Source organism: Neoluteolibacter marinus (assembly GCF_014904755.1).
Taxonomy (GTDB): Bacteria; Verrucomicrobiota; Verrucomicrobiia; order Verrucomicrobiales; family Akkermansiaceae; genus Haloferula; species Haloferula marina.
The window spans coordinates 92412-116423 of the sequence record NZ_JACZFQ010000097.1 but is presented as its reverse complement, the minus strand read 5'-3'; the positions used below and the strand labels follow the sequence as shown (position 1 = coordinate 116423).

The window sequence follows — 24012 nt, the reverse complement described above, 5'->3', positions numbered from 1 at the left end:
GAAACAACCCAATACTTGGCGGCACGGGAGCTGCTTTCGCGAAATCCCGGATCCGCAACGATTTTTTTGATCATGCTTTTTTCAGACTTTTCCGGAGACCCCGCCCGCTCGCCCCGCCTGACACGCCGGGGTGCCATCGGTTCCCTTGGGGCCGGAGCCTTTGCCCTGTTTGCCTCTGCCACACCGGCCTCGGCACTTTTCGGTTGGAAGTCCAAGCCCCGGGGGGGCGCAAGCCTGAACCTCGACGAGTTGCCCGCGGAGTGGGTTGAACGGCAAGGTCGGACGCTTGGTGCCTACGCGGACTATCTGGGGGGATTGCAGCTCAAGCGGCTCACCCCGCAGCAGGTGATCGCGGCCCATGCCAAGAGGCACGGGAGTGTTTGGAACACCCTGCCGCCCAAGTCGCTTTGGAAGCAAATGGCGCCGACCTTGAAGGTGGTGGACCGGCTCGCGGAGGAACTCGGTCAACCGGTGAAAGAGATCGTCTCAGCCTACCGCTCCCCGGCCTACAACGCCCGCTGTGCCGGCGCGAGCAGCGGCTCGTGGCACAAGTCCAACGTGGCGGTCGATGTGAAGTTCCCCGTCCACGCGTCCAGCGTGGCGGCGAAGGCCCGCACGATGCGTGCCCGCGGCTTGTTCCGTGGCGGCGTCGGTCGCTACTCAAGCTTCACCCACATCGATACCCGCGGCCAGAACGTCGATTGGTGAGCCGTGCCCTTGGGCCGAACCATTTTCCGGAAACGCATCGGGCGCCGGAGAGGGGAGTCTCCGGCGCCCGTGAGTTTTGACAAGGTACCTGACCAGTTCCTTTTCACATCCGCAGGCCACCCTAACCGGCCTGTTGATGGGGCCAATCTAGCAAATCCCCGCGCGGCGGGAACCCCGTGATCGCGTAGGAAGATCGCTGACGGAGAAGCTGTCAGCGGTGCTCGATGAGCTCCTCGAGCGGGAACCGTGCCTTTGGCGTCGAGGCGTATTTGTCGTCTCCGGAACGGTAACCCGCGGCGCAGACGACGGTGGTGGTGTAATCGGTGCCGGCGAGCTCCAGCACCTCATCGTAGCCTGCGGGATCGAAGCCTTCGATGGGGCAGGTGTCGATGCCGATGATCGCCGCCGCGGTCATGAACTGGCCGAGGGCGATGTAGGTCTGGCGGGCGTTCCAAGCATGGCGCGACTCGCGGTTCATTGCGGCGGCGAAGCTGACCACGATGTTGCGGTAGCCGTCGAGAGTCTCGGGATCGCGTCCCTGGACGGCGGCCAGGCGGGTCATGAAGCGGTCGACGTCGGGCTCCGTCAGGTCGGTTCGGGTGAGGAACACGACCAGCCGCGAGGAGTCGGTGATCTGGGACTGGTTCCACGAATGCTTGCGCAGTTGAGAGCGCAGGTCGGGATCATTGATGACCAGGAATTTCCACGGCTGCAGTCCGAACGAGGACGGAGCCAGAACCAGCGCTTGTTCCAAGACATCCCACTCTTCCTCCGGGATCTGCCGCGTCGGGTCGAAGACCTTGGTGGCGTAGCGGAAGTTCAGCGAATCGAGGAGGGCGGACGGGGTCATGGGAAGGTCGGGGTTCGGGACGCGGAAATCGAGGTGCTTCACTCTTGCTGGGCGTCGAGCTTGAATGGCAACGAAGCCGAGGGGAATTCCTTGAGGGTGAAGCTGAAGATCACCCCGAACTCGTCCTGGAAGCGGTTGTCGCGGTGGGTGATCCCCATCGAGGCAACCCAATGGTTGAAGTCGTGGTGGAGGGTGTACTGCTGGACCTCGAGCACCCCGTCGTCAAGTTCCCACAGCTGGAAGAACCCTGCGCCCCACTTGTCGTTGAGCCGCGCGTAGCCGCGGAGGTCGATGCGGTGGGAATCGGTGAGCACCGGGTGATTCGAGAGCAGCCGGTCGCCGATTGAGAACTCCAGGTTCTCGTTCGGCATGAAGCGGATGCGGGCCGCAACTTCCGAGAAACCGGAACCGTCGTCGATGACCGGGAACTGGGTCTCCAGGTTCATGCCCAGCCAGGGCAGGGGATTCCAGCGCAGGTCGTTGTAGAGGTTGGAGAAGTTGCGGTTGTAGTCGGGATCGGTGATGAAGGCGTCGAAGTAGGTGTCCATCGACAGCCAGTCGTAGCTTTGGCCATCGCGCTTGGTGATGAGCTGGTTGCGCATGCCGAGGCGGAGGATGCTCCAGTCGCGAAGGCTGTCGACGGCGGTGAAGCGGGGCACCGCCAGGGTTTGCGGGCGGGTCGAGAAGGTCTCGCGGTCGACGGCCGGGAACAGCGGATCGAGGTCGTCGGTGGAGATGTAGGAAAAGCGGGCGTAGGGCTGGACCACGTGGAGGAGCCCGTCGAGTCCGACCTTGCGGTCGAAGACGTCGCCGAGGTCCTTGGAGAACTTCATCGAGGCCTCGATGCCGGCATGGAGATGGGTGCGGTCGATCGATTTCGAGGGCCCGTTGACATTGTCGTAGCGGCTGTAGCCGATGCCGAGCTCCGGGGTGAGATTCAGCCAACCGCCGACGTTGGTGGGCATCGAGATCTCCTGATAGGTGTGGAAGCGGCTGTAGCCGGGGCTGTAGAGCTGGGTAACCAGGCCGGGAATGGCCGGGCTGCCGGGGGGCAGGGAACGGATCGCCTGGACCAGCTGGCGCTCATAGGCCGGGAGCACGGCGAGCAGGCCCGGGACCCGCGGGTCGCCGGCCGGCAGGGTCATGAGCGGGCGGAGGGCATTGAGCGAGGCGCTGCCGACTTCCTCGTCGATGAACGACAGCGACGTGGTGCCTTCGTGGAGGATCGGGCTGCCGAAAAGCGGCCGGCGCGCCATGTCGAAGGCGATCTCGGGCGAGCGGGTGTCCGAGCGATAGAACTCGTTCGGGCGGAAGCGGCCGTAGAGGCTGAACAATGACGCGTCGTCGCGCCGGAAGATGCCGAGGGTGTTGTCCGGGTTGGGATCGACCCGGAACAGCTCCGGGTTGAAGTCCTCGAGGTAGTAGTTGTCGCTGAGGATGTTGAGATTGGCATCGATGCGCCAGTCGGCGTATTCCTCGAAGTCGAGCGGCAGCCGGTGCTGCAGGGCGATCCGGTAGCGGTCCTCGTTGACGTAGCCGCGGGTGATCCCGGTGCGGCTGATGTCGGGATTCAGGTCGTAGGCGTAGTAGGCGGTAAGGCCGGTCAGGTTCGGATTGTCTTCCAGCCGGGTATCCAGCAGGTCCACCCCGGTGCCGATGCCGCGGCGGGTGCGCATGTCGAGGTGCCAGCGGGAAAGCAGCCAGGCATCCTCGTTTTCGCCGGTCTCCGGGTTGGGCCGGCCACCGAGCATGATGCCGTAGCTGTTGAGGAGGAAAGCTCCCCAGTTCGAGCGGGCGCCGGGGACGAAGTGGTAGCCGAGGTCGCTGTCGAGCGGCTGCGAGAGGTAGGGGAGCCAGAAGATCGGCGTGTCACCGGCGTAAAGGCGGAGGTTCTTGAAGACCACCTTGTCGTCGGGGAAGACGGTGGTTTCCTTCGCCCGCAGCCAGAAGCCGGGGTCTTCGACGTCGTGGGTGGTCACACCGGCATCGTGGCCGACATAGACCTGGCGGCCGTCGCGGTCCTCGATGGTGAACTGGCCGGCCTCGAGAATGAACGGGTCGACGCCGGCGCGGAGACCGGAAGCATCCATGCGCTCGTCGCCCCAGAAGTAGACCACCTCCTGGCCGCGCTGGAGCAGGTTGCCCTGATAGACACTGACGTTGCCGGTGAGGGTGACGGTCTGGGCCTTGGTGTCGGCGACGGCATGGTCGGCATAGACCTCCATCCCGTCCTTGGTCGTCATCTTGACGGTGCCATCGACGAAAAACTTGGCCTGCTTGCCTTCCCAGCGGGCTTGCCGGGAATTCAGCTTCATGCCGCTGTCGGTTTCCGCCTCGAATGGCCCGCCGAAGGTGGCGATCCCGGTGATGGCGTCGTAGGACGTGGAGTCGCCGAAGTCGCGCACGGTGATCTCCTTGGGGATGCCGAAATTGCCGACGTCGTTCGGGAAGATCTCCATCCCTTGCGGCAGGGGAACGGGTCCGATCGGGGCCGGTTCCTCGCCAGTGGCATCCGCCGGGATCAGCGACTCGTCGATGAACTCGGGTTCTTGGGCGGCGAGCGGGAGCGAGGCGAAAAGTATGGCGGGGAGAACGGCGACCCTCATCGTGGCGGGATGAGACTGGCTGCCCGGATTCAAGTAAAGGTCAAAGCCGGAAAGCGGTTGCGGGAACTTTCACGGGGAGGATGATGAGGGGAGATGGACGAGTCGAACGGAACCCTTGGAATCGTCGGCGCATCGGGCTTCGTCGGCCGCGAACTTGCCCGGCAGGCGGCCGCGGCGGGTTGGCGGGTCTGCGGCTTCAGCCGCCGAGCACGGTCGCCGGACCCGGCGGTGCCGGGTTGGCGGCTGTGGAACGAATCTCCCGACCTGCGGGGGATCTCGGCGGTGGTGAACCTGGCGGGCGAGCCGGTCGACCAGCGCTGGACGGCGGCGAACAAAAGGAAGTTTCATGCCAGCCGGGTCGGGGTCACCGGGACCCTGGCGCGGGCGGTGGCGGACCTGCCCGCGGGGCAGCGGCCGGCGGTGCTGGTCAACGCCTCGGCCGTCGGCATCTACGGGGACCGCGGCGACACCATTCTGGAGGACGACGCTCCGCCCGGGCTCGGTTATCTGGCGGACCTGTGCCGCCAATGGGAGGTAGCCGCCGACGAGATCGCGGTCCTGGGGCCGCGGGTGCTGAAGTGGCGCACGGGCATCGTGCTGGGGGCGGAGGGTGGAGCCTTCCGGCGGATGTTGCTGCCGTTCCGGCTCGGACTCGGCGGTCGCTTCGGATCCGGTGAGCAATGGATGCCCTGGATCCATGTCGAAGACCTCGCCGCCGGGATGTTGCACGCGATCCGGCACCCCGACCTCGCCGGTCCGGTCAACGGCTCGGCGCCGGAACCGGAGCGCAACGCGGATTTCACCCGCAAGCTGGGCAAGGCCCTCCGCCGGCCGGCGGTGATGGCTGCTCCGGCGGCCGTGCTGAAGCTCGCGCTGGGCGACTTCGCCAGCGCGCTTCTCGCCAGCCAGCGGGCCATCCCGCGGGCGCTTCTCGAAAGCGGTTTCCGCTTCCGCTATCCCACGCTCGAGCTGGCGCTGGACGAATTGGTGTAGGTGCAGGCTTTCGGGGCTTTTGCCCGGGCCGATTTGGGTGTTAGATCGCGGGGTGTACCGGCGACGACGGCTGCGGGCGATCCTGGTGGTGCGGAAGTTCACCCGCCGGTGGGTGCAGCACCGGCATACGGACAATGCCGCCGCGCTGGCTTTCTACGCCTTGATCTCGTTGCCGCCGCTGCTGCTGATCGGCGTGACGGTGGCCGGGATGGTGCTGGGCGAACGGGCGGCGCACGGCGAGCTCGAGTCGCGCTTTACCTCGTTGCTGGGGGCGGAACTTGCGGGCTCGATCGAGTCGATCATCCAGGCGGCACGGATCGCGCCGAGTTCGAACCCTTGGGCCTTCGTGGTTGCGATGGTGACGCTGTTTTTCGCCGGTTCCCACGTCCTGACCAAGCTGCGCAAGACGCTCAATGTCGTCAACGAGGCGGCGCCGGCGGATCCCGCGCGGCGCTGGTTGGGTCGGCTCGCGGCGCGCGGATTGTGCTCCGGGTTGATCCTCGTGTTCGGGATCCTGCTGGCGGCGGGCACCCTGTTGGACGGCTTCTCCGCCTACGTCGCGGCGCGGATGGAGGCGCCGTGGCTGCAGGACCTCAACCTGCTGCAGCGGATGGGCTGGCTGTCGACCTACCTGCTGCTGACCTTTGCCTTCGGCCTGATCATGAAGGTGCTGCCGCGCCGCCGCCCGTGGTGGCGCCACGCGATGATCGGCGCGGCCTTTGCGGCCTTGGTCGCGGTATCGCTGAAAGGGGGACTCGACATCTACGTCCGACACAGCCTGTGGCGCTCGTTCGTCGGCGGCGGGCTGAACTTCCTGCTGTTCCTGTTCTGGCTCTTCGTGTCGATCCAGGCCTTCCTCGCCGGCGCCGAGATCGCGGCGGCGCTGGGCCGCGGACGGAAGAATCAATCGGCACCGAACTCGCGGGCCGCGAGCCAGTAGATGCGCGCCGGACTGGCCTGGTCGAGCAAAGTGACGTCCTTCAGGGCCCCCGGCCGCCGGCGTTCCCAATGATTGGGATAACGCCCGTTCTCGTCGCGGATGTGGTCGTGGAGATGTACCAAGCAGCGGGAGACCAGATCCTTCCAATGTGGATCCTTGTCGCGTCGGTAAAGCTCGACGAAGGACTCTAACAGTAGGTGCCCGAAGCGGCCGCTGTCGGCGATCGCACCGTTGCCGCGGATCCAGCGCTTCTCCGAGGCGAGGGCGATTCGCCGGGCCTCCTTGAGGTGGGAGTCGTCGCCGGTGATCTCGTGGAAGAGGCAGTTCGCGCGGATCATCAGCGCCGAGTTGTAGCTAAAGGTGCGGCGGTCGATGCTGCCATCGAGCTTAATGTTGTCCCAGAACAGGCCCTCGTCGTTCTGCAGGTTTTTGCACACCCAGGCGTGGAGCCTGCGGGCGGTTTCGAGGTGACTTTTCTTCCCGGTCAGCTGGTGGAGCCGCAAGGCCGAGACGATGGCCGGCGCGTTGGTACAGGTGTTCTTGGAGCGGCGGTCGTTTTCCTGCCAGTAGAGTCCGCCGTCCAGCTTCTCGTCTTCGCCGCTCATGACGAAGCGGAAGGTCGCCTCGGCGCGCTCGAGGTATTTCTTGTCGCGGGTCAGTTCGTGGACCTCCGCCAGCGCGAGCACGAGCCAGGCGTTGTCGTCGTAGTAGCGGTCGGATGCCCGTGGACCCGGCTGGACGTCGAAGCCCTCGATGCCGTTGTGATCGTTCCAGTAGGCCTGGATCTCGTCGGCGTAAGACTTCATCGGCTTGAGGAAGCGGTCCGGTTCGAGCTCCGCGGCGGCGGCCAGGGCGCTGAGCTGGACGCCGACGCCCCACATGAACGACGGATGGTCCTGCTTGCCAGTCGCGACTACCGCCTTCTCGGCGTAGAGCTTTTCCTTTGGCATCCACAGGTCCTTGTGGAGCACACGGATCGCTTCATTGCCCCAGGTGCGGAAAGGGGGCACGGGCTTCACCTCCTCGGCGAAACCGGGTGGTACGAGCAGGGTGACGGCGAGAATGGCGCGGAGCATGGGATGCATTTCGTGCAGCGCGATGCGGATCTTGCGCCAGATCGGGTCATGAAATGAAATTCGCACCATTTCTACCCGGATGGCAGCTCGCCGGACCTCCGGTATGAACGGGCCGAATGATCTACAGGATCTTGTCCACGGCGTGGATGGCGGCGGTGAGTTCCGCGGGCGTCTGCGCGGCGAATCCTACCTGCACGCCGGCGCGGATCGAATGGCCGAGGCAGCGGCGAATCCGATGGGTATAGCGGGTGAGGGGAACGAATTCGTAGCCGAGATATCCGGCGGTCCCGGTCAGGGCTTCCGCGGAGCGACCTTCGCCGAGCCACGCCACGGCCTGGAGTCCGGTGTCATTGGAATCAACTGCCAGACGCTCTCCCCAAACCTTTCGTGAAACTTCGACCAGCGTGGCGTAGCGTTCCATGTAGGTCATTCTCATCCTCCGCAGGTGACGCTCGAAATGGCCCTCGGTGATGAAGTCGCAGAGCACCGCTTGCTCGAGGGTGGCGGGAAAGCGGTCGATCAACGAGCGGGCGGCGCGGAACGGCTCGACCAATGGTCGGGGGAGAACGAGGAAGCCGAGCCGGATACCGGGATACAGCATCTTGCTGAAGCTCCCGGAGAAAAGCACCCGTTCGCCCCCGGGCATGCCCTGCATCCCAACAAGTGGGCGTCCGGTGAAGCGGAACTCGCTGTCGTAGTCATCCTCGAAAATCCAGAACCCGTTCATCCGTGCCCTGCGCAAGAGATCGGTGCGGCGCTCGACGGACAGCGTGACGCCGAGCGGGAATTGGTGGGAGGGCGTGAGGACCGCGAGCCTGACGTCCGGTGCCCGCCGCGCGGCCTCGCCGACGTTCATTCCGTCGCCGTCCACCGGAACGGGGATCACCCGTGCACCATACGCCGTGAGCAAGCGGGACGCGCCGGGATATCCCGGATCTTCCACCCATGCGCTGTCACCCGGATCGATCAGAAGCCGGGCCGTCAGGTCGAGGGCCATTTGCGTGCCGGAGACGATCATGACCTGATCGCCTCCGCAGCGCAGCCCCCGGGTCTCACACAAATGGGCGGCGATCGCGTCTCTCAGGGGCAGGTAGCCGAGAGGGTCACTTTCCAGAAGCAATCCACGGGTCGCGAACCGGATGCGGCGCGAGCTCAGCCGGCTCCAGACCTCGAGCGGGAACTCCATCGCAGACGGGATGTTCGCGCGGAAGGCCCGGGGGGGAGATTGATCGATGGGAAAGGGTGTCCGCTGCCATTCCGAGGCACGGTCGGCGAGGCGGACCGGGGTGTCCTGCTCCAGGTGCTGTGAGGTGACGGGTTCGACGAGCTGTGTTCTTCCCGCCGCGAGGACCCGGGTGCCATCGCCGGTTCGCGCTGCCACGTAGCCTTCGGCAGCCAGTTCTTCATAGACCGATGAAACGGTGCCCCGCGCGATGCCCAGCTGGCTTGCAAGACTCCGGGTCGGGGGCAGACGGGTGCCCGCGGCAAGCCTTCCTTCAAGGATGGCCGCGCGAATCTCGCGGTGCAACCAGGTGGAAATCCGGCTGCCATCGGGACGCTCGGGCAGTGGCAGTGCAGGCCAGGTGGGATTCTTGGGCATGGGGAATTGGACCAATCGGAATGTGAATAATGGATCTTCCGTGTGGGCCAATCCGGATGCAATCGTTTCCCGGATTGACCCTTGCCACACCGCTTTCACGGCGGGCCATCCAAACGAATCGAACCATGACTGAACTCCGAACAGAACCTGCCAGGCCGCTGGTTTCCATCATCTATCACTCTGGCAGCGGTCATACCGCCGAAATGTCGCACGCCGTGGCTGCCGGGGCCGCTTCGGTTGACGGGGTGTCCGTCGAAGAGCATCGCATTCTTGAGAGCGACTTCATCGGAGGGCGATGGCTCAACGAAGCCGTGCTCGCCCGGCTCGATGCATCGGACGCGATCATTCTCGGCTCTCCCACCTACATGGGCTGTGTTTCAAGCCAGATGAAATCCTTCATGGATTCGACCAGCCAGCGCTACCTGCAGCGCCGCTGGGTGGACAAGATTGGCGCGGCATTCACGCTTTCCGGGCTGGCTGGCGGCGACAAGTTCAACATGCTGTTGACTTGCGCGACCTTCGCGATGCAGCACGGGATGGTCTGGGTCGGGGTGGCGGAGTCCCCGGTCACGGGCGAGGGGCACAACCGCCTCGGCTACTTCTTCGGAGCGGGCGGATACGCTTTGTTAGAGCCGCCGGATGAAGCGCCGCCGGCCGAGGACAAGGCGACCGGGAGAATGCTCGGCCGGCGTGTCGCCATGCTTGCACGGCGTCTTCATGCCGGAGCTCCAGTTCCAGTCGAGGCATGAACGACAGGCGTCTGCTCCGCCTGGTAGTGGTTGCACTTCGCGTCTCCCTGGCGGCGTCGTTTCTTTCGGCCGTGGGCGATCGTTTCGGCCTCTGGGGGCCCGCTGGGTCCGGCAACGTCGCGTGGGGATCCTTCGACGCGTTTCTCGATTACACCGGGCAGCTGTTTTATTACCTGCCGCCGGCGGTGATACCGGTTCTGGGATGGCTGGCGACTGTTGGCGAGATGGTGCTGGCCGCCGGCTTGCTGCTCGGTTGGCGTCTGCGCTGGTTTGCCATCGGCAGCGGCTTGATGCTGGCATCCTTCGCCCTGGCCATGACCATTGCGCAGGGGGCCGAGCTTGCCCTGTCTTACTCCGTTTGGACCTCATCGGCCGCCGCCTTCATGCTGGCTTTTGTTGTCGTGGAGAAGAGCGTCCCTGATTGAGTCGATGACTCCAATCCGCGATGGCCGGCCCGCTGGAACTGATCGGCGGACCGGAGGCTGCGCATGCCGTGGCGGGTGCTTCTACTCCTTCCAGTAGTCCGCGACCCAAGGTGCCGGCAGGGCGCGGTGGTGGATGCGCTTGCCGGGGAAACCGGTGATGGCTTCCGGCGGATCGGGCTTGCCGTGAAACACGAGGAACTTCGCGCCTTCCGGCTTTTTGGGGGCGACGAAAAGGTTGAGCGGGAAGGGCGCGCGGACGTTGAACTTGAAGCTGCGGACCCATTCCTCCGGCCACCAGTAGCGCTCTTTCATCGCGTAGGTGAGGAAGGCCTGTTCGGTGGCGAACACGGCTCGGTCCTGGGCGCGGTCCATCTCGCGGATGAAGGTGTCGTAGATGTACTGCGACTTGCCGGCCTCGAAGCGGAAGATCGAGGAGTTGCCGATCTCGGGGCGCTTGCGGAAGATTTGTTTCCGGCGCTCCCACCAGTTGTGGATGATGCAATTCTTGCCCGGCTGGTAGTCGAAGAAGCAGTCGATGTTGTCGAGGATGACCAGATCGAGGTCGAGGAACAGGGTGGGGCCCTCGAGCCCCAGGAAGCCGTCGCGGGTCATCACCAGCTTGAGGAAGACGTTGGGCCACTTCGCCTGGGTGATGCCGGGGTTTTCCGGAAAGGGGTGGACCTCAATGCCATCCAGCAGCTCGCTGGCGTCGTCGGTCAGGCAAACGAAGCGGAACGGCCGCGACAGGTTCCGGCCGATCGAGCGGAACAGGATGTTCACGTAGTGGGCGGGGTAGCGCTTGCCCCACTTCATGCAGATGATGTTGACGGGTTCTCCGGGCATCGGTGGCCGCGAGGATGGCCGCGGAGCGGGGCGGGGGAAAGGCGAATTGTCCGCCGTCATTCGACGGCCTTCACCGGGCGGCAGTGCCACTGACTGGAGTTTTTTCAGCCGATGGAAATCCGGCTGCCGTGGAAGGGGGCAGGCGTGTGTCGAGAACGCGGGCGCAAGCGACCCGGCTCATGCAGGAGCCGCGGTGGGCTGTGTTGGAAGGTTCCGGGGTCACATCCGCTGGTCGGCGCTGCGCAACAGGACGTCGCCGATTTCCACGTGCGGCGGGGCTTCGAGGATGCCGAGGATCGCCGTGGCGACGTCCCGGGGGGTGAGCATGGTCATGCTTTCCCGGGTTTTCTGCAGCACTTCCTCGCGGCCGCGGAAATAGTGGTCGAGCAGCGGCGTGTCGACGAAGCCGGGCGACACGCAGGCAACCTGGATGGGCAGGCCGGCGGCCTTGATTTCGCAGCGCAGGGCATCGGTGATCGCGCGCACCGCGAACTTGGTCGGGGCGTAGAAACCGCCGGTCGGGGGCACGCGGTGGCCGCTCATCGAGGACACGTTGACGATGCGCCCGCCGTTTTCGGGGAAGTGCCGGATCGCGAGCTGGCAGCAGAGGGTGAGGGCCATGACGTTGACCCGCCACATTTCCTCCCAGTCGGCGGGGTTGCCGTCGATGATCCGGGAGAGGTAGGCGATCCCCGCGCAGTTCACCAGGCCGTCGATCGGTCCGATCTGTTGGAAAAGTTGCTGGATGTCTTCCCGTCGGGTGAGATCCGCGGCCACGGGAGTGATGCCATGGGGGAGTGCCGATGGATTACGGGTGACGCCGTAGACGCCGACGCCGCGGTCGCGGAGCATTTCCACCAAGGCGCGCCCGATGCCGCTGGACGCTCCGGTGACGAGTAAGACATTCCCTGCGAGCGGGCTCATGCCGGGACCGTTTCAGACGACGTCGCCTCGTGCAATCCTCCGAACAGACGTGGCAGGTCCGGGAGATCCGCCGCGGACCGGGCGGGCTGGCGGGCGACCACCGCCGAGTCGCGGACCAGGAACGCGCCCGGCATCTGGAGGCCGTCCCCGGCAAGGTGGCCGACCCCGCAGCCCTTGAAAACCGAGATGGCGCCGCGCAGCCAGACCCTCGGTCCGAAGAGCTCGAGAAAGCCGCCCTTGCCGAGGCCGAAGGCGCGGTAAAGCTCGCACATCGGATCGGCGATGCGGGCCACCCCGCTGCGTTCCCCCAGATAGCGGACGGCGTCGCCTTTCTGCATCATGTGGACCAGCACCAGACGGGCGTTGTGGCGGTCGGATTCCCTCTTCAGTTCCTCGAGGTGGCGGAGGATCTGGCGGGTGAAGGTGCAGCCGAAGTGGCGGAGGAATACCAGCGCCACAGTCTGCCCGGCCGAAGCCTCTGCCAGTGACTCGCCGGACGACAGGCGGTACGCCTCGCAGGCTTCGGGAACGGTGAGGGGCGCATCGCGCGTCGGCGGCCGCCCGACATGGGCCTGCAGGCTGGCCCAGAGGATCGCGGCCAGGGGGAACCACCAGATGATGTCGTCGAACAAGGCGAGCCAAAGCGACTTGGCCGGCAGTTCTTCGGCGAAAATCGAAACCAGGAGCAGGATGATGACCAGGCTGGCCTTGGCGAATCCCAACAGGACCAGCGGCCAGTGGCGGATGGGGTCGCGCGACGCGATCAGGAAGCCGATGCCGAACACCGCGGAGAGGAGGCCGGCAACCCGCCACAGGATCGGGTGGACCGGGCGCGGTAGTCCCGCGCAGTCGAAGCAGAAGTGCGGCCAGGCGAGGGCCGCGGCCGCGAACAGCAGATGATAGAGGCCGGCGAAGAACAACAGGCGCGGCATCCATGACGGCACCCTGCAGCGCCCTCCCTCGCATTCGAATGGCATGGCGGACCCTAACGGCATCCGGCCGGATCGCAAGCCGCTGGAACAGGTACCCTTGACCGGCCGGGGCCGTCCTGTCCATGTTCCCGGCCATGCGCATCCTGACCGGTCTGCAACCCAGCGGTAAACTCCACGTCGGCAACTACTTCGGCGCGATGGAGCCGGCCGTCCGTCTCCAGGAAGAAGGACCGGCCTTCTATTTCATCGCCAACTATCACGCGATGACCACGGTGCGGAATGCCGACGAACTGCGGAACTACACCCGCGAGCTGGCAATCGATTTCCTGGCCTGCGGCATCGATCCGGAGCGGGCGGTGTTCTTCCTGCAGAGCGCGGTCCCGGAGGTCAACGAGCTCGCCTGGATCCTTTCCAACGTCTGTCCGGTGAGCCAGCTGGAGAAGGCCCACTCGTACAAGGACAAGGTCGCGCGCGGCTTCTCGCCTTATCACGGCTTGTTCGCCTATCCCGTGCTGATGGCAGCGGACATCCTGCTCTACGACGCGACGCACGTGCCTGTCGGCAAGGACCAGAAGCAGCACCTCGAGATCACCCGTGACCTCGCCGGCAAGATCAACGAGGCCTACGGCGAGGGAACGCTGGTGGTCCCTGAGCCGATCATCCGCGAGTCGACGGCGGTGGTGCCCGGTGTCGATGGCCAGAAGATGAGCAAGAGCTACGGCAACACCCTGCCTTTGTTCGCGGAGCCTTCGGAGGTGAAGAAGATCATCATGAAGAAGCTGGTGACCGACGCCACGCCGCTCGAGGATCCCAAGCCGAAGGAGAATTCAACCTTGCTCGCGCTTTACCGTTTGATGGCAAGCGATGCCGAGGTCGCGGCGATGGAAGCGGACTACGACCGCGGCGGCATCGGCTACGGCGAGTTCAAGAAGCGGTTGCTAGAGGCGTACCTCGAACGCTTCGAGCCGCTGCGGGCGAGACGCCAGGAGATCACCGCGGATCCTGCGTATGTCGACGAAGTCCTCGCCCGCGGGGCGGAACGGGCGCGTGCCGCTGCAGCGCCGGTGCTTGACCGGGTGCGCCGGGCGGTGGGCATCGCCTAGGGGCTTCTTGCCCCGCGGCGGAGTCTCAAAGTCCCGTGAAATTTTTGTTTTGCCAAATGCACGGGGCGGGGCAATGTTCCCTCCGTCCTCTGGACGTTGGCGGCAGCAGCTTTTGCAGCCGCCTCCGGGTTTGAAAACTTCGCCGCGACCGGATTCGCAGTTGGCCAAGGTTCCCCATCCCCGGGCAAGACGTCCACCCATTCCCCGATGACTTCCTAACAGAGGGTTGTCGTGCCTCCGCGCACCTGCGCAACCCGTTCCGATTTTTCCAAGCGATTCATGGCTGGTCACAACAAGTGGTCGAAGGTCAAACACATCAAGGCGCGAGTCGATGTTATCAAGGGCCGCGTCTTCAGCAAATGTGCGCATGAAATCGCCCTCGCGGCCCGCGGCGGCGGCGGGGACATCGCCACCAACGCCCGACTGAGGGTCGCGGTCGACAACGCCAAGGCGGTGTCGATGCCGAAGGACAACATCGACCGGGCCATCAAGAAGGGTCTGGGCGAGCTGGGCGGGGAAGCCATCCAGGAGGTTTCCTACGAAGGCTACGGTCCGGCGGGGATTGCCTTCCTGATCGAGGCGGCGACCGACAACCTGAACCGGACCGCCGCGGACATCCGTGAGATCTTCTCGAAGAACCACGGCAGCGTCGCGACCCCCGGCAGTGTTTCCTACCAGTTCGACCGCAAGGGCGAGATTCGCATCGCCGCGGACGGCGTGGCCGATGACGTGATGATGGACGCCGCCATCCTCGCGGGGGCCGATGATGTCCAGCGCGAGGAGCAGGAGCACGTGGTCCTGACTTCCCCCACCGAACTGGCCGCGGTGGCGGGCGAGCTCCGGGCCGCGGGATTCGCGATCGCTTCCGAAAAGCTCGTTTCCATTCCCCAGAATCCTTCCGTGGTCGACGACCCGGAGATCGCCCGGCAGGCGATGAAACTCTACGACTTGCTGGATGGCTACGACGATACCCTGAATGTTTTCACCAACCTCGAGGTCGCCGACGAAGTGTTCGCGGTCCTCGACGCCTGATCCGCCGGCACCGACCGGTCTGCCCGAATTTCTGAATGAGCCACAACACTCCCCAGGACGCCGCCGGTTACGACGCGGCTGACACTTCTCCGCCCGCCGAAGCTCCGAAGCCGGTAGCCCGCAAGGCCGCGAAGAAGGCGGCTAAGAAAGCCGCCAAGAAAGCGACCGCGAAGAAGGCTGCCCGCAAGGTGGCCCCGGCGAAGAAAGAACCTGCTGCCGCCCAAACGGTGTTGCCCCTGGACATGCCGGCCGAGCCCGCGCCGAAGGCCAAGAAGGCCGCACGCAAGAAAGCCGTCACTGCAAAAACCACGGAACCCGTGGTGGAAGCCGCCAGGCCACCGGCTGCCGAACCTGCGCCGGCTCCTGCATCTGCACCTGTCGCGGCGGCGAATGAGCCGGAGGAGAAGCCGGTTGCATTCGGTCGCGTCCCGGGTGGCGGGCCGGTGGCGCCCCGCGAGGAGCGCGAGTCCGGGGATTCCCAGCGCCAGCCGCAACAAGCGCGGCAGGGCGGTGGTGGTGACCGGACCGACGCCAATCGTGAACGTCGCAAGCGTCGCCGCAAACGTCGCCGCGAGCGGGATCGCGAAGCGCGGAATGGCGGCGGCGAACAGAACGACCAGCGCCGCGGCGACCGCCAGAATGCCGATCGGGGCAACGAGCCCGCCGAGAGGCCTCAGACGTTCACCGGTCCGAAGATCGAGGTCAACGGCATGCTCGAACTCGCGCCGAAGGGTTTCGGCTTCCTGCGCGTTCCGGCGAAGAATTTCGAACAAGCCCGCGACGACGTGTTCGTCTCGCCCGAGATGGTCCGGCGTTTCGGCCTGCGGCCCGGCGTGTGGATCCACGGTTTGGCCCAGGAAGGTTCGCGCGGCCAGCAACTGGTCGAGCTGACGACGATCAACGACTTGTCGCCCGACGATGCCAAGAAGCTTCCCACCTTTGAGGAACTCAAGGCGGTCAATCCCAACAAGCGGATCAGCCTGGAGACAACGGCGGACCGCTTCACCACCCGGGTGCTCGATTTGATGGCACCGGTGGGCCGCGGCCAGCGCGGACTGATCGTTTCGCCGCCGCGTTCGGGCAAGACGACCTTGTTGCTCCACATCGCCGAGGCGGTGCAGGAACTGCACGAGGAAACCATGCATCTGATGGTGCTGTTGGTCGATGAGCGGCCCGAGGAGGTCACCGAGTTCAAGCGTTGCCTGCCGGATGCCGAGATTTACGCGAGTTCCAACGACGAAGGGAACCGCAGCCACTGCCGGATCGCCGAGCTGTGCATCGAGCGCGCCAAGCGCCTGGTGGAAGGCGGCAAGCATGTCTTCCTGCTGATGGATTCGATCACCCGGCTCGCCCGTGCCTACAACGGCGGCGGTGGAGGCGGCGGCCACCGCGGTCGCGGGATCGGTAGCGGCGGGATCACGGTCGGAGCGCTGGAAGTGCCGAGACGGCTCTTCGCGGCGGCCCGCAACACCCGCGAGGCGGGCTCCTTGACGATCCTGGCAACGGCGCTGATCCAGACCAACAGCCGTGCCGACGACGCGATCTTCCAGGAGTTCAAGGGCACCGGTAACATGGAGCTCGTGCTCGATCGCAAGATCGCGGAAAACTACATCTATCCGGCCGTCGATATCTTCAAGTCCGGGACCCGCCGCGAGGAGCTGCTGCTGCCCGAGCACATGCTGCACAAGATCCACTTGATCCGCCGCGGGCTTTCCGGGCATCGCCCGGTGGAGGCGATGGAGCGGCTGAACTTCTTCCTCAAGAAGTTCCCTAATAACCCGCAGATGCTGCTTGAGATCAAAGGCTGAGCCGATGATTCCAAGATCGGCCGGATCTTCGAATTGCCCGGCCGGGAAGTTGGGCGACACTTGCCGCCGTGCCTGACACCATCGAAGCAGAAGTCCTGGAAATCGACGGCAGCCCGCCGCCGGATCCGCGGCGTGAGCAGCCGGAGTCCCGGGCCGGCAACAGCGCTTGGCAGTCGATGCAGGGGCGGGTGCTCAGGCTGGACCGCCGCTGGTGGCCGCTGTGGGTGCTTCTGGGGATCGTGGCTTTCGCCTTGCTGATGACGGTCGGCGTGCTCGTGGCGATCCTTGTCGTGGTGGCGAAGGTTGTCGGTGGAATCCTGCGGCTTTTCACTGGAGGCGGGGGAGCGGGGACCAGCATCTCGACCCGCTCGGTTTGACGGGGCAGGGGAGTATTTGTCCCCACTTGTTCACAATCTCTCCGATTCCGTGACCGTGAGGGCGGGGAGGTTCCGGCGTCTCTTTCGGAGGATTCGCGCACCACGAAGGCGAGCGTCCGGTTGTCGAGGAAAATGCTTGTGAATAACCTGTGAGAAAGCGGTTCGTAACGGATTTGTAACATTTCAAGGTGCTGATGGAGAGTGAGTTGTGAGTGCTATTCTCGGCTGAAGATTGTTCCGGGGCGTGAACAAGTGTTGGGGTCGGGCTCGTGTCACGGATCGACACTTTTCGCCCCGGGGTCGTCGCAACATGCGGCACCATTTGCGGGATTCCGCCGCGACGGCGGGGTTTTGGGCGATCTTTTCCCATGTTATTCACAATGGGGAAGATTCGTCGGTTTCCGTCCGGTTCTGGCATCCATGAAAGAATGTTCTTATGCCGGACGTCCCGGCGGGCATGTCACACCCGAACCTGTCCGACATCCCTGGATCATTGCCAAGCAGGCCCGTTCCTCTAGCCTCCGCAGCAATGAGAATGCGTTTGATTTGTGCTTCCGGCCTGATGGTGATTTCCGGCACCGCCACTGGTGCGAGCAAGACCTTGCAGGCGTTCGAAGGGGACGGGTACGGTGACTGGAAGGTGGAAGGGACGGCTTTCGGATTGGCACCGAGCGGAGCCAAGATGGACGGACTGAACGGGGAGCTCACGGGGTATTCCCAGGAATCGCTCGCTTGCTCCGCCCACGGTGGCGACGCATCGAAAGGATCGCTCACCTCGCCGCCCTTCCCGGTAACCGAGAACTACATTCTTTTCGTCCTCGCCGGCGGCAACCACCCAGGGAAGACCGCGGTCCAGCTGCTGGTCGACGGCAAGGTGGTGCGGGAGGCCACTGGCAAGAACTCGCTGCAGTGCCGCCGCGAGACCTGGGATGTCACCGAGTTCAAGGGCAAGAAGGCGCAACTGCGCGTGATTGATGACGAAAGTGGCGGCTGGGGCATGATCGCGGCCGATCACTTCGTGATGTCAGGCTACGCCAACGAGAAGTTCCCGCCTCCGACCAAGGGCGGAAAACCCCACTTGGCTGGGCTGGTGGCCAGCGACGTGATCGGCGGGCTGACAGTGCCCGAAGGAACCACGGTCAGCATCACGGGCGACTACAAGAGCCAGGGGGTGACCTCGCCGACGGCCTTGGCGCTCGGAGAAAAGGGCGAAATCTACGTGGCCGAGACCCATCGCTTCCGCCATGGGGTGCCGGACAACCGGGACCACCTCTATTGGTATCTCGATGACATCGCCGCCCGTTCGACCGCCGACCGTCAGAAGATGTATGAGAAATGGCAGGACAAGGAGCAGAAGTCGTCGCTCAAGTTCCTGACCGAGAAGGACGACATGGTCCGCGTGCTTTCGGCCCCGGATGCCAAGGGCGTCTCGGCGAACAGCGACATTTTCGCAAGAGGTTTCAATGACGCGCTGGATGGCCCCGCGGCGGGTGTCTTCGCCTACGAGGGCACCGTGTTCGTGGCCTGTATCCCCAAGATCTGGGCGCTGCGCGACAAGGACGGGGATGGCAAGATCGACAAGCCCGACGAGCGCAAGGCCTTGTTCGACGGCTTCGGCGTTCGGGTCTCGTTTTCGGGGCACGACCTGAACGGCTTCGCCCTCGGGCCCGACGGGCGGATTTACGGCACCCTGGGCGACCGGGGGATGAATCTCACTACCAAGGAAGGGGTCCACTACGAGTATCCGGACCAGGGCTGCGTTTTCCGTTTCGACCCCGACGGCTCGAATTTCGAAGTCATCCACACCGGCCTGCGCAACCCGAAGGAGATCGCCTTCGATGAATACGGCAATGCCATCTCGGTCGACAATAACTCGGACCAAGGCGACCAGGCGCGGGTCGTCTACGTCATGGAGGGGGCGGACTCGGGCTGGAACATGGGACACCAGGCACTGCACAGCCACCATCGCCAGATCGGTCTGGAAGAGCATCCGCCGAACCGTTGGATGGAGGAGCGGATGTGGGCGACGTTGAACGACGCCCAACCGTCCTACATCCTTCCGCCGGTGGCCAATCTGACCTCCGGTCCGTCGGGTCTGACCTACCATCCCGGCACGGGCTTCCTGGAAAGCGAAGCAGGCCGCTTCCTGATCTGCGACTATCGCGGGGGAGCGGCGAATTCGGGAATCTGGTCGTTCAAGGTCGAGCCGGAAGGCGCCGGAATGAAGATGGTCGACTCGCGCCAGATGAACTGGGGCGCGGCGGTCACCGACGTCGAGTACTCCTGGGACGGCAAGTTGTTCGTGACCGACTTCATCGGCGGCTGGAACTCCCATGAGGATGGCCGGGTTTATTCGATCACGGCCGACCAGATGTGGCGCGCCTCCGAGGCGAAGGAAGCGGCGGAACTGATCGCCGAGGGTTTCGAGAAGCGTCCGGTGGCGGCCTTGGAGCGCCTGATCTCTCATCCCGACATGCGGGTCCGCGTGCGTGCCGAACTGGCCCTGACCCGGAAAGAGGGGGGGCTTGAAGCGCTTGGCAAGGCGGCGAAGGAGGGCAAGGACACGATCACCCGCCTGCACGGGATCTGGGGGCTGGGCGTGATGGCCCGCCGTGGATCCGCGGTGTTGCCGGGGATGGAGGACGAATTCGTCAGCATGCCCGGGGAGCAGATCCGCGGGAAGGCCCGCGATCTCCTGCTGCCTCTGCTTTCAGACAAGGACGCGGAAGTCCGTGCCCAGGCGGTGAAGGTGCTCGGGGAATCGGGCATCCGCGGCGACAGCCTGCCGCTCAACAAGCTTCTGGCCGATGAGTCGCTGCGGGTGCGCTCGTTCGCCGCGATCACCGCCGGCAAGACCAAGGCAATCGGTGCGGTTTCGGAAGTCTGGAAGATGCTCGAGAAGAACGAGGATCCCGTGATCCGGCATGCCGGCGCCTATGCGATGGCGTTGCTGTCCGATCCCCGGCAGATTGCCGCGTTGAGCCAGCACGCCGATCCCTCGGTTCGCTTGACCGGCGTGATCGCCTTGCGTCGCCTGAAGAGCCCGCTGATTGCCAGCTTCATTCAAGATGAGGATCCGAAGGTCGCCCGCGAGGCGATGCGGGGAATCCATGATGCCGGCATCGAGGAGGCTCGTCCGGTCGTGGCGGGCTTGCTCGACGAACTGCCCGCGGGGCTGACGACCATGGATTGGCGCCGGCTCCTGCACAGCGCGTTCCGTCTTGGCGACGAGAAGAACCTGAAGCGGGTGCTCAAGGTGGTCCTGGATCCCAAGGCACCGGAGGCGGCCCGCGCCGAGGCGCTGCGTTTGGTGGGAATCTGGAGCAAGCCGGACCCCGTCGACCAGTCGTTGGGTCACTGGGCGCCCTTGCCGGAGCGCGATCCCGCCATGGTGAGGGGTGTCCTGGCGGAGTCCTTGGGAGACTTGCTGAAGCTCGAAGGAAAGTTGGCGGAACCCACGCTCGCGTTGATCCCCACTTACAAGATCGACCTTTCCGCGGTGGGTGACGATGCCCTCAAATCCCTCGTCATGCGTCCGGCGCTGCCGGGAGCCGCCCGTTCGGAAGCCTTGGACCTTTATGCCGATCGCAAACCGCAGGGGCTCGACCAACTGTTGGGCGAACTCGCGAAGGGCAAGGATGACGACCTGGCGATCGGGGCGATCAAGCGTTTGGCGGTGGACCAGCCCGGCAAGGCGCTGGAAGCCCTCAAGGCTGCGACGTCCCATGGCAGCGCCCATAGGCAGCAGGAGGCATGGAAGATCGCGGCGGAACTCAAGGCGCCCGGTGTCGAGTCGCTCTACACTGATGGTTTGGCCAAACTGAAGTCGAAGGCCGGGGTGTCGCCGTCGGCGCTCGAACTGCTCGATGCCGCGGGCAAGCGTCCGGAACCCGCGGTGAAAGCCGCGCTTGAAGACTACCGCAAGGCGATCGCCGCCTCGCAGGATCCGCTGGCTCCTTACCTGGGTTCGCTTGAAGGCGGCGATCCGGTGAAGGGCGGGCAACTGTTCGAGTCCCATCCGGCCGGCCAGTGCATGCGCTGCCATGCGGCGGGCGGCGGTCACGGTGGCGGCGATGCCGGCCCGAACCTCGAAGGCGTTGGAAAGCGCGGCGACGGCAAGTTCATGCTCGAGTCGCTGACCAATCCGGGTGCCAAGGTGGCCATGGGCTTCGGCATCTCAAGCGTTACCCTCAAGGGGGGCAAGACCGTCGCCGGGATCGTCATCGCCGACACCGCCGACCACGTCGACCTCGATTCCAGCGGCAAGGTCCTGCGCGTCCGAAAGGCGGACATCGGATCGATGACACCACCGGTTTCGGCCATGCCGCCGATGGGGGCGATCCTTTCCCCGGCCGAGATCCGCGATCTGGTCGCCTGGCTGACCACCCGCAAGGGCAAGGATCCGGAGCCGAAGAAGCGCCCGGAGCCCGAGCTGGTGACCCCGTGAGGCAAGGAGGTCAAGCCGCGGAGGTCCCGCGGCTTGTGAGGTCCGTCGGCATGCGGGCCGAACTCAGCGGCCCACCTGCTTAAGCGTCTCCTCGATGTGAGGATTGACCCGGTGGGTGACCGTTTCCATGGCCACTCGGATGGCGTTCCTGACCGCCACTGCGGTGGATCCGCCGTGGGCGATGATCACCACGCCGTTGACGCCGAGCAGGGGACTGCCGCCATAGGACTCGGCGCTGGCGCGTTCCTTGAGGGCGACAAAGGCCCCCTTTGAAATCTTGGCCCCGAGCATCCTGACCTTGCTGGCCATCAACTCGGACTTCAGCCACTTGAACATGGCCTTGGCGGTCGCTTCGCAGGACTTGAGGACGACGTTGCCGGTAAACCCGTCGCAAAGCACGACGTCGAGCTGGGTTTCGAAGAGATCGTGCCCCTCGACATTGCCGACGAAATCAAAGGGCGCGTTGCCGGTGTCCGCGAACTCCTTGATCAAGGCGAAGGTGCCCTTGGTGAAAGCGGTGCCCTTCTCGTCTTCCTCGCCGTTCGACATGATGCCGACCTTGGGGTGCTTGATGCCAAGCACGTGGCGCGCGAAGGCGCTGCCCATGATGGCGTAGGTGAGCAGGTGTTCCGGCTTGGCCTCGGGGTTGGCGCCGGCGTCGAGCAGGTGGCAGATCCCGAACTCGTTCGGCAGGCCGGACGCGATGCCGGCGCGTTCGACCCCGGGAATGAGGCGCAATTTGATCGTGGCGGCCGCGACGGCGGCTCCGGTGTTGCCGGCGGACACGAAGGCGTCCGCGTCGCCGGACTTCACCAGGTCCATCGCGACGTTGTTCGACGAGTTCTTCTTGCGGCGGATCGCCTTTGCTCCCGGTTCGGCCATGCCGATGACTTCGGGGGCGTGAACGATGCTCACCCGCGGGTCCTCGGTGGACAAACCCTGGGAATGGCACTCGGCGCGGATCGCTTCCTCGTCGCCGACCAGGAAAATGGTCTCAATCGAAGGGTAGAGCGCCAGGGCTTCCTTGGCGCCGCCAATGTTCACCGCGGGGGCATGGTCGCCGCCCATGGCATCAAGTGCTACTTTCATTGCTGGACGGTCGTGGTGCGTGGACGCAAGAAATCACCGCGCCGGAAGCTCCGGCACGGCGACATCTGGAAAACCGGGGTGGTGCGCTTAGAGCGCATCCACTTCGAGCACCTTGCGACCGGCGTAGTAGCCGCAGGAAGGGCAGGCGATGTGCGAAGGCACACGGCTGCCGCACTCGGAGCAGGACTTGAAAATCGGGGCGCGCCAGCGGTTGGCTCCGCGGCGCATCTTTTGCCGGCTTTTTGACTGACGGCGCTTAGGTACGGCCATGACGTTGAGAGTTTAGCGTTCGGGATCGAGGTTATCCAAGGCATCGAGAGCCGACCATCGGTCGTCTCCCTCCGCGCGGGGGCGGGTGTCTAGCTCATCGCCCGCGGGTTTGTCCACTGCCAAATAGCGGGGATCGATTTCGCAGTGCATCGGTTCGTCGGCCTCGTCGCAGTGCGGGTAGGCGGGGATTTCGATCAGAAGCTCCTCCCGCAAGGCGTCGGTGACGTCCAGCGGGCCGTCCTGATCGATCTCGATGGCGATGTTCACCGGATCAACCCGGATGGTTTTCACGAAGGGATGGAGGGTGCGGACGCAGGTCAGCTCGAACGGCGCCGCGAGGGTTCCGGAGAGCAGGAGTTCGGACTCAAAGCGTTGGACGAGAAGCTCGTAGGTCAGCGGGCCGGCCGGCTTGGCGTCCGGATCGGACAGGTCGAAGACCTCGGCCGGCAGTTCTCCGCTGAAGGTTTTGCCCTCTTCCGGAAGGGTGGGCAGATCAATGACGAGTCGGGCATTCATGGGAAAGTGTCGGGTGAAGGGGATTTCAACCGGCAAACGGCCGACGGCAACTCGAAAACGGATTGAGAGTTTCCTGCGCACAGGGCAAATTGCCTTCCGAGAAGTGTCCGGATTTCCGCCAGCCCAGATCATTCCGCCGCAGGTATTGCTCGGTGCCTACGCCCAGGGGGTCTTCCCGATGGCGGACCAAGGCGAGCTCACCTGGTTCTCGCCCCTGATGAGGGGCGTCATCCCGCTGGACGAAAAGTTTCACGTTCCCCACGGACTGAAGCGATCACTCAAGCGGCGGCCCTTCGAGGTGAAGTGGAACAGCAACTTCCGGGCGACCATGCAGGGTTGCGCGGACCGCGAGCGGACCTGGATCGATGCCACCATCCTCGAAAGCTACTGCCTGCTCCATCGCCTGGGTTACGCGCATTCGGTGGAGTGCCACGATGCCGATGGATTGCAGGGCGGACTCTACGGGGTCGCCTTGGGCAAGGCGTTCTTCGGCGAGAGCATGTTTTCCCGCAAGACGGACGCTTCGAAGGTCGCGCTCGTGGCACTGGTGGAGCGGCTGCGGGAGAAGGGTTTCCTGCTCCTCGACACCCAGTGGCTCACCGAGCACCTGCAGCGCTTCGGCGGCGAGGAGATCCCCCGCGAAGATTACCAGCGGCGTCTCAAGGTGGCGCTGGGCAAGCAGGACGGAACGTTCCATCCGCCCGCACTCGCGCCCGGGGTGTGA

21 protein-coding genes are annotated in these 24012 nt (G+C 64.8%); 11 read left to right on the top strand and 10 right to left on the bottom strand.

The annotated features are described in order from the left end of the window. Window positions 1-72 precede the first annotated feature (72 nt). A complete protein-coding gene (locus IG178_RS19065) occupies window positions 73-708 on the top strand; it encodes a YcbK family protein (RefSeq protein ID WP_193214175.1) in 636 nt (211 codons plus the stop codon). A 211-nt stretch (window positions 709-919) separates the two neighbouring features. Here the strand turns inward: IG178_RS19065 and IG178_RS19060 are convergent, their stop codons facing one another. Next, the gene (locus IG178_RS19060; protein ID WP_193214174.1) at window positions 920-1558 is read right to left on the bottom strand and encodes an NAD(P)H-dependent oxidoreductase; all 639 of its coding nucleotides are present in this window, start codon (window positions 1556-1558) and stop codon (window positions 920-922) included. Window positions 1559-1596: 38 nt separating this feature from the next. Beyond that, window positions 1597-4164 carry an LPS assembly protein LptD gene (gene lptD, locus IG178_RS19055; RefSeq protein ID WP_193214173.1) on the bottom strand — a complete coding sequence of 856 codons (2568 nt, stop codon included), beginning with the start codon at window positions 4162-4164 and terminating at the stop codon, window positions 1597-1599. A gap of 93 nt (window positions 4165-4257) precedes the next feature. Between lptD and IG178_RS19050 the strand changes: the two genes are divergently transcribed. After that, a complete protein-coding gene (locus IG178_RS19050; RefSeq protein ID WP_193214172.1) occupies window positions 4258-5157 on the top strand; it encodes a TIGR01777 family oxidoreductase in 900 nt (299 codons plus the stop codon). Between the two features lie 52 nt (window positions 5158-5209). Beyond that, entirely contained in the window at window positions 5210-6097 is an 888-nt protein-coding gene (locus IG178_RS19045; protein ID WP_193214171.1) for a YhjD/YihY/BrkB family envelope integrity protein, read from the top strand. On the opposite strand, the gene IG178_RS19040 is transcribed toward IG178_RS19045, so the two are convergent. Beyond that, a complete protein-coding gene (locus IG178_RS19040) occupies window positions 6061-7173 on the bottom strand; it encodes a glycoside hydrolase family 76 protein (protein ID WP_193214170.1) in 1113 nt (370 codons plus the stop codon). The genes IG178_RS19045 and IG178_RS19040 overlap by 37 nt on opposite strands. 121 nt (window positions 7174-7294) lie before the next feature. Then, entirely contained in the window at window positions 7295-8773 is a 1479-nt protein-coding gene (gene pdxR, locus IG178_RS19035; RefSeq protein ID WP_193214169.1) for a MocR-like pyridoxine biosynthesis transcription factor PdxR, read from the bottom strand. A 125-nt stretch (window positions 8774-8898) separates the two neighbouring features. On the opposite strand from pdxR, the gene IG178_RS19030 reads away from it, so the two are divergent. Both IG178_RS19030 and IG178_RS19025 read left to right on the top strand, forming a co-directional pair. Further along, complete coding sequence (locus IG178_RS19030) at window positions 8899-9522, top strand: flavodoxin family protein (RefSeq protein WP_193214168.1); 624 nt, start codon at window positions 8899-8901, stop codon at window positions 9520-9522. After that, window positions 9519-9947, top strand: a complete 429-nt coding sequence (locus IG178_RS19025) for a DoxX family protein (RefSeq protein WP_193214167.1) — start codon at window positions 9519-9521, stop codon at window positions 9945-9947. Before IG178_RS19030 ends, IG178_RS19025 begins: the two co-directional genes overlap by 4 nt. An 81-nt stretch (window positions 9948-10028) precedes the next feature. Here IG178_RS19025 and IG178_RS19020 read toward each other — a convergent pair whose 3' ends face one another. The 3 genes from IG178_RS19020 to IG178_RS19010 form a co-directional block, all read right to left on the bottom strand. Then, entirely contained in the window at window positions 10029-10790 is a 762-nt protein-coding gene (locus tag IG178_RS19020; RefSeq protein WP_193214166.1) for a hypothetical protein, read from the bottom strand. A gap of 219 nt (window positions 10791-11009) precedes the next feature. Continuing rightward, complete coding sequence (locus IG178_RS19015; RefSeq protein ID WP_193214165.1) at window positions 11010-11714, bottom strand: SDR family oxidoreductase; 705 nt, start codon at window positions 11712-11714, stop codon at window positions 11010-11012. After that, entirely contained in the window at window positions 11711-12691 is a 981-nt protein-coding gene (locus tag IG178_RS19010; RefSeq protein WP_193214164.1) for a thioredoxin domain-containing protein, read from the bottom strand. The genes IG178_RS19015 and IG178_RS19010 overlap by 4 nt, the downstream gene beginning before the upstream one ends. 89 nt (window positions 12692-12780) lie before the next feature. On the opposite strand from IG178_RS19010, the gene trpS reads away from it, so the two are divergent. The 5 genes from trpS to IG178_RS18985 all read left to right on the top strand — a co-directional run bounded on the left by trpS (window position 12781) and on the right by IG178_RS18985 (window position 21413). Continuing rightward, window positions 12781-13749 (top strand): tryptophan--tRNA ligase, encoded by a 969-nt coding sequence (gene trpS, locus IG178_RS19005; protein WP_193214163.1) that lies wholly within the window; start codon window positions 12781-12783, stop codon window positions 13747-13749. 279 nt (window positions 13750-14028) lie between these two features. Beyond that, window positions 14029-14781 (top strand): YebC/PmpR family DNA-binding transcriptional regulator, encoded by a 753-nt coding sequence (locus IG178_RS19000; RefSeq protein WP_193214162.1) that lies wholly within the window; start codon window positions 14029-14031, stop codon window positions 14779-14781. A 35-nt stretch (window positions 14782-14816) separates the two neighbouring features. Continuing rightward, on the top strand, window positions 14817-16589 hold the full coding sequence (gene rho, locus IG178_RS18995; protein WP_193214161.1) for a transcription termination factor Rho: 1773 nt from the start codon (window positions 14817-14819) through the stop codon (window positions 16587-16589). A gap of 68 nt (window positions 16590-16657) precedes the next feature. Then, window positions 16658-16966: a hypothetical protein gene (locus tag IG178_RS18990; RefSeq protein ID WP_193214160.1), complete on the top strand. Its 309-nt coding sequence runs from the start codon at window positions 16658-16660 to the stop codon at window positions 16964-16966. Window positions 16967-17495: 529 nt separating this feature from the next. Continuing rightward, window positions 17496-21413 carry a DUF7133 domain-containing protein gene (locus IG178_RS18985; RefSeq protein WP_226895590.1) on the top strand — a complete coding sequence of 1306 codons (3918 nt, stop codon included), beginning with the start codon at window positions 17496-17498 and terminating at the stop codon, window positions 21411-21413. 63 nt (window positions 21414-21476) lie between these two features. On the opposite strand, the gene plsX is transcribed toward IG178_RS18985, so the two are convergent. The 3 genes from plsX to IG178_RS18970 all read right to left on the bottom strand — a co-directional run bounded on the left by plsX (window position 21477) and on the right by IG178_RS18970 (window position 23288). After that, entirely contained in the window at window positions 21477-22502 is a 1026-nt protein-coding gene (gene plsX, locus IG178_RS18980) for a phosphate acyltransferase PlsX (RefSeq protein WP_193214158.1), read from the bottom strand. A gap of 87 nt (window positions 22503-22589) precedes the next feature. Beyond that, on the bottom strand, window positions 22590-22772 hold the full coding sequence (rpmF, locus tag IG178_RS18975; RefSeq protein WP_193214157.1) for a 50S ribosomal protein L32: 183 nt from the start codon (window positions 22770-22772) through the stop codon (window positions 22590-22592). 12 nt (window positions 22773-22784) lie between these two features. After that, window positions 22785-23288, bottom strand: a complete 504-nt coding sequence (locus IG178_RS18970) for a YceD family protein (protein ID WP_193214156.1) — start codon at window positions 23286-23288, stop codon at window positions 22785-22787. A 103-nt stretch (window positions 23289-23391) separates the two neighbouring features. On the opposite strand from IG178_RS18970, the gene aat reads away from it, so the two are divergent. Beyond that, complete coding sequence (aat, locus tag IG178_RS18965; RefSeq protein ID WP_343226019.1) at window positions 23392-24012, top strand: leucyl/phenylalanyl-tRNA--protein transferase; 621 nt, start codon at window positions 23392-23394, stop codon at window positions 24010-24012.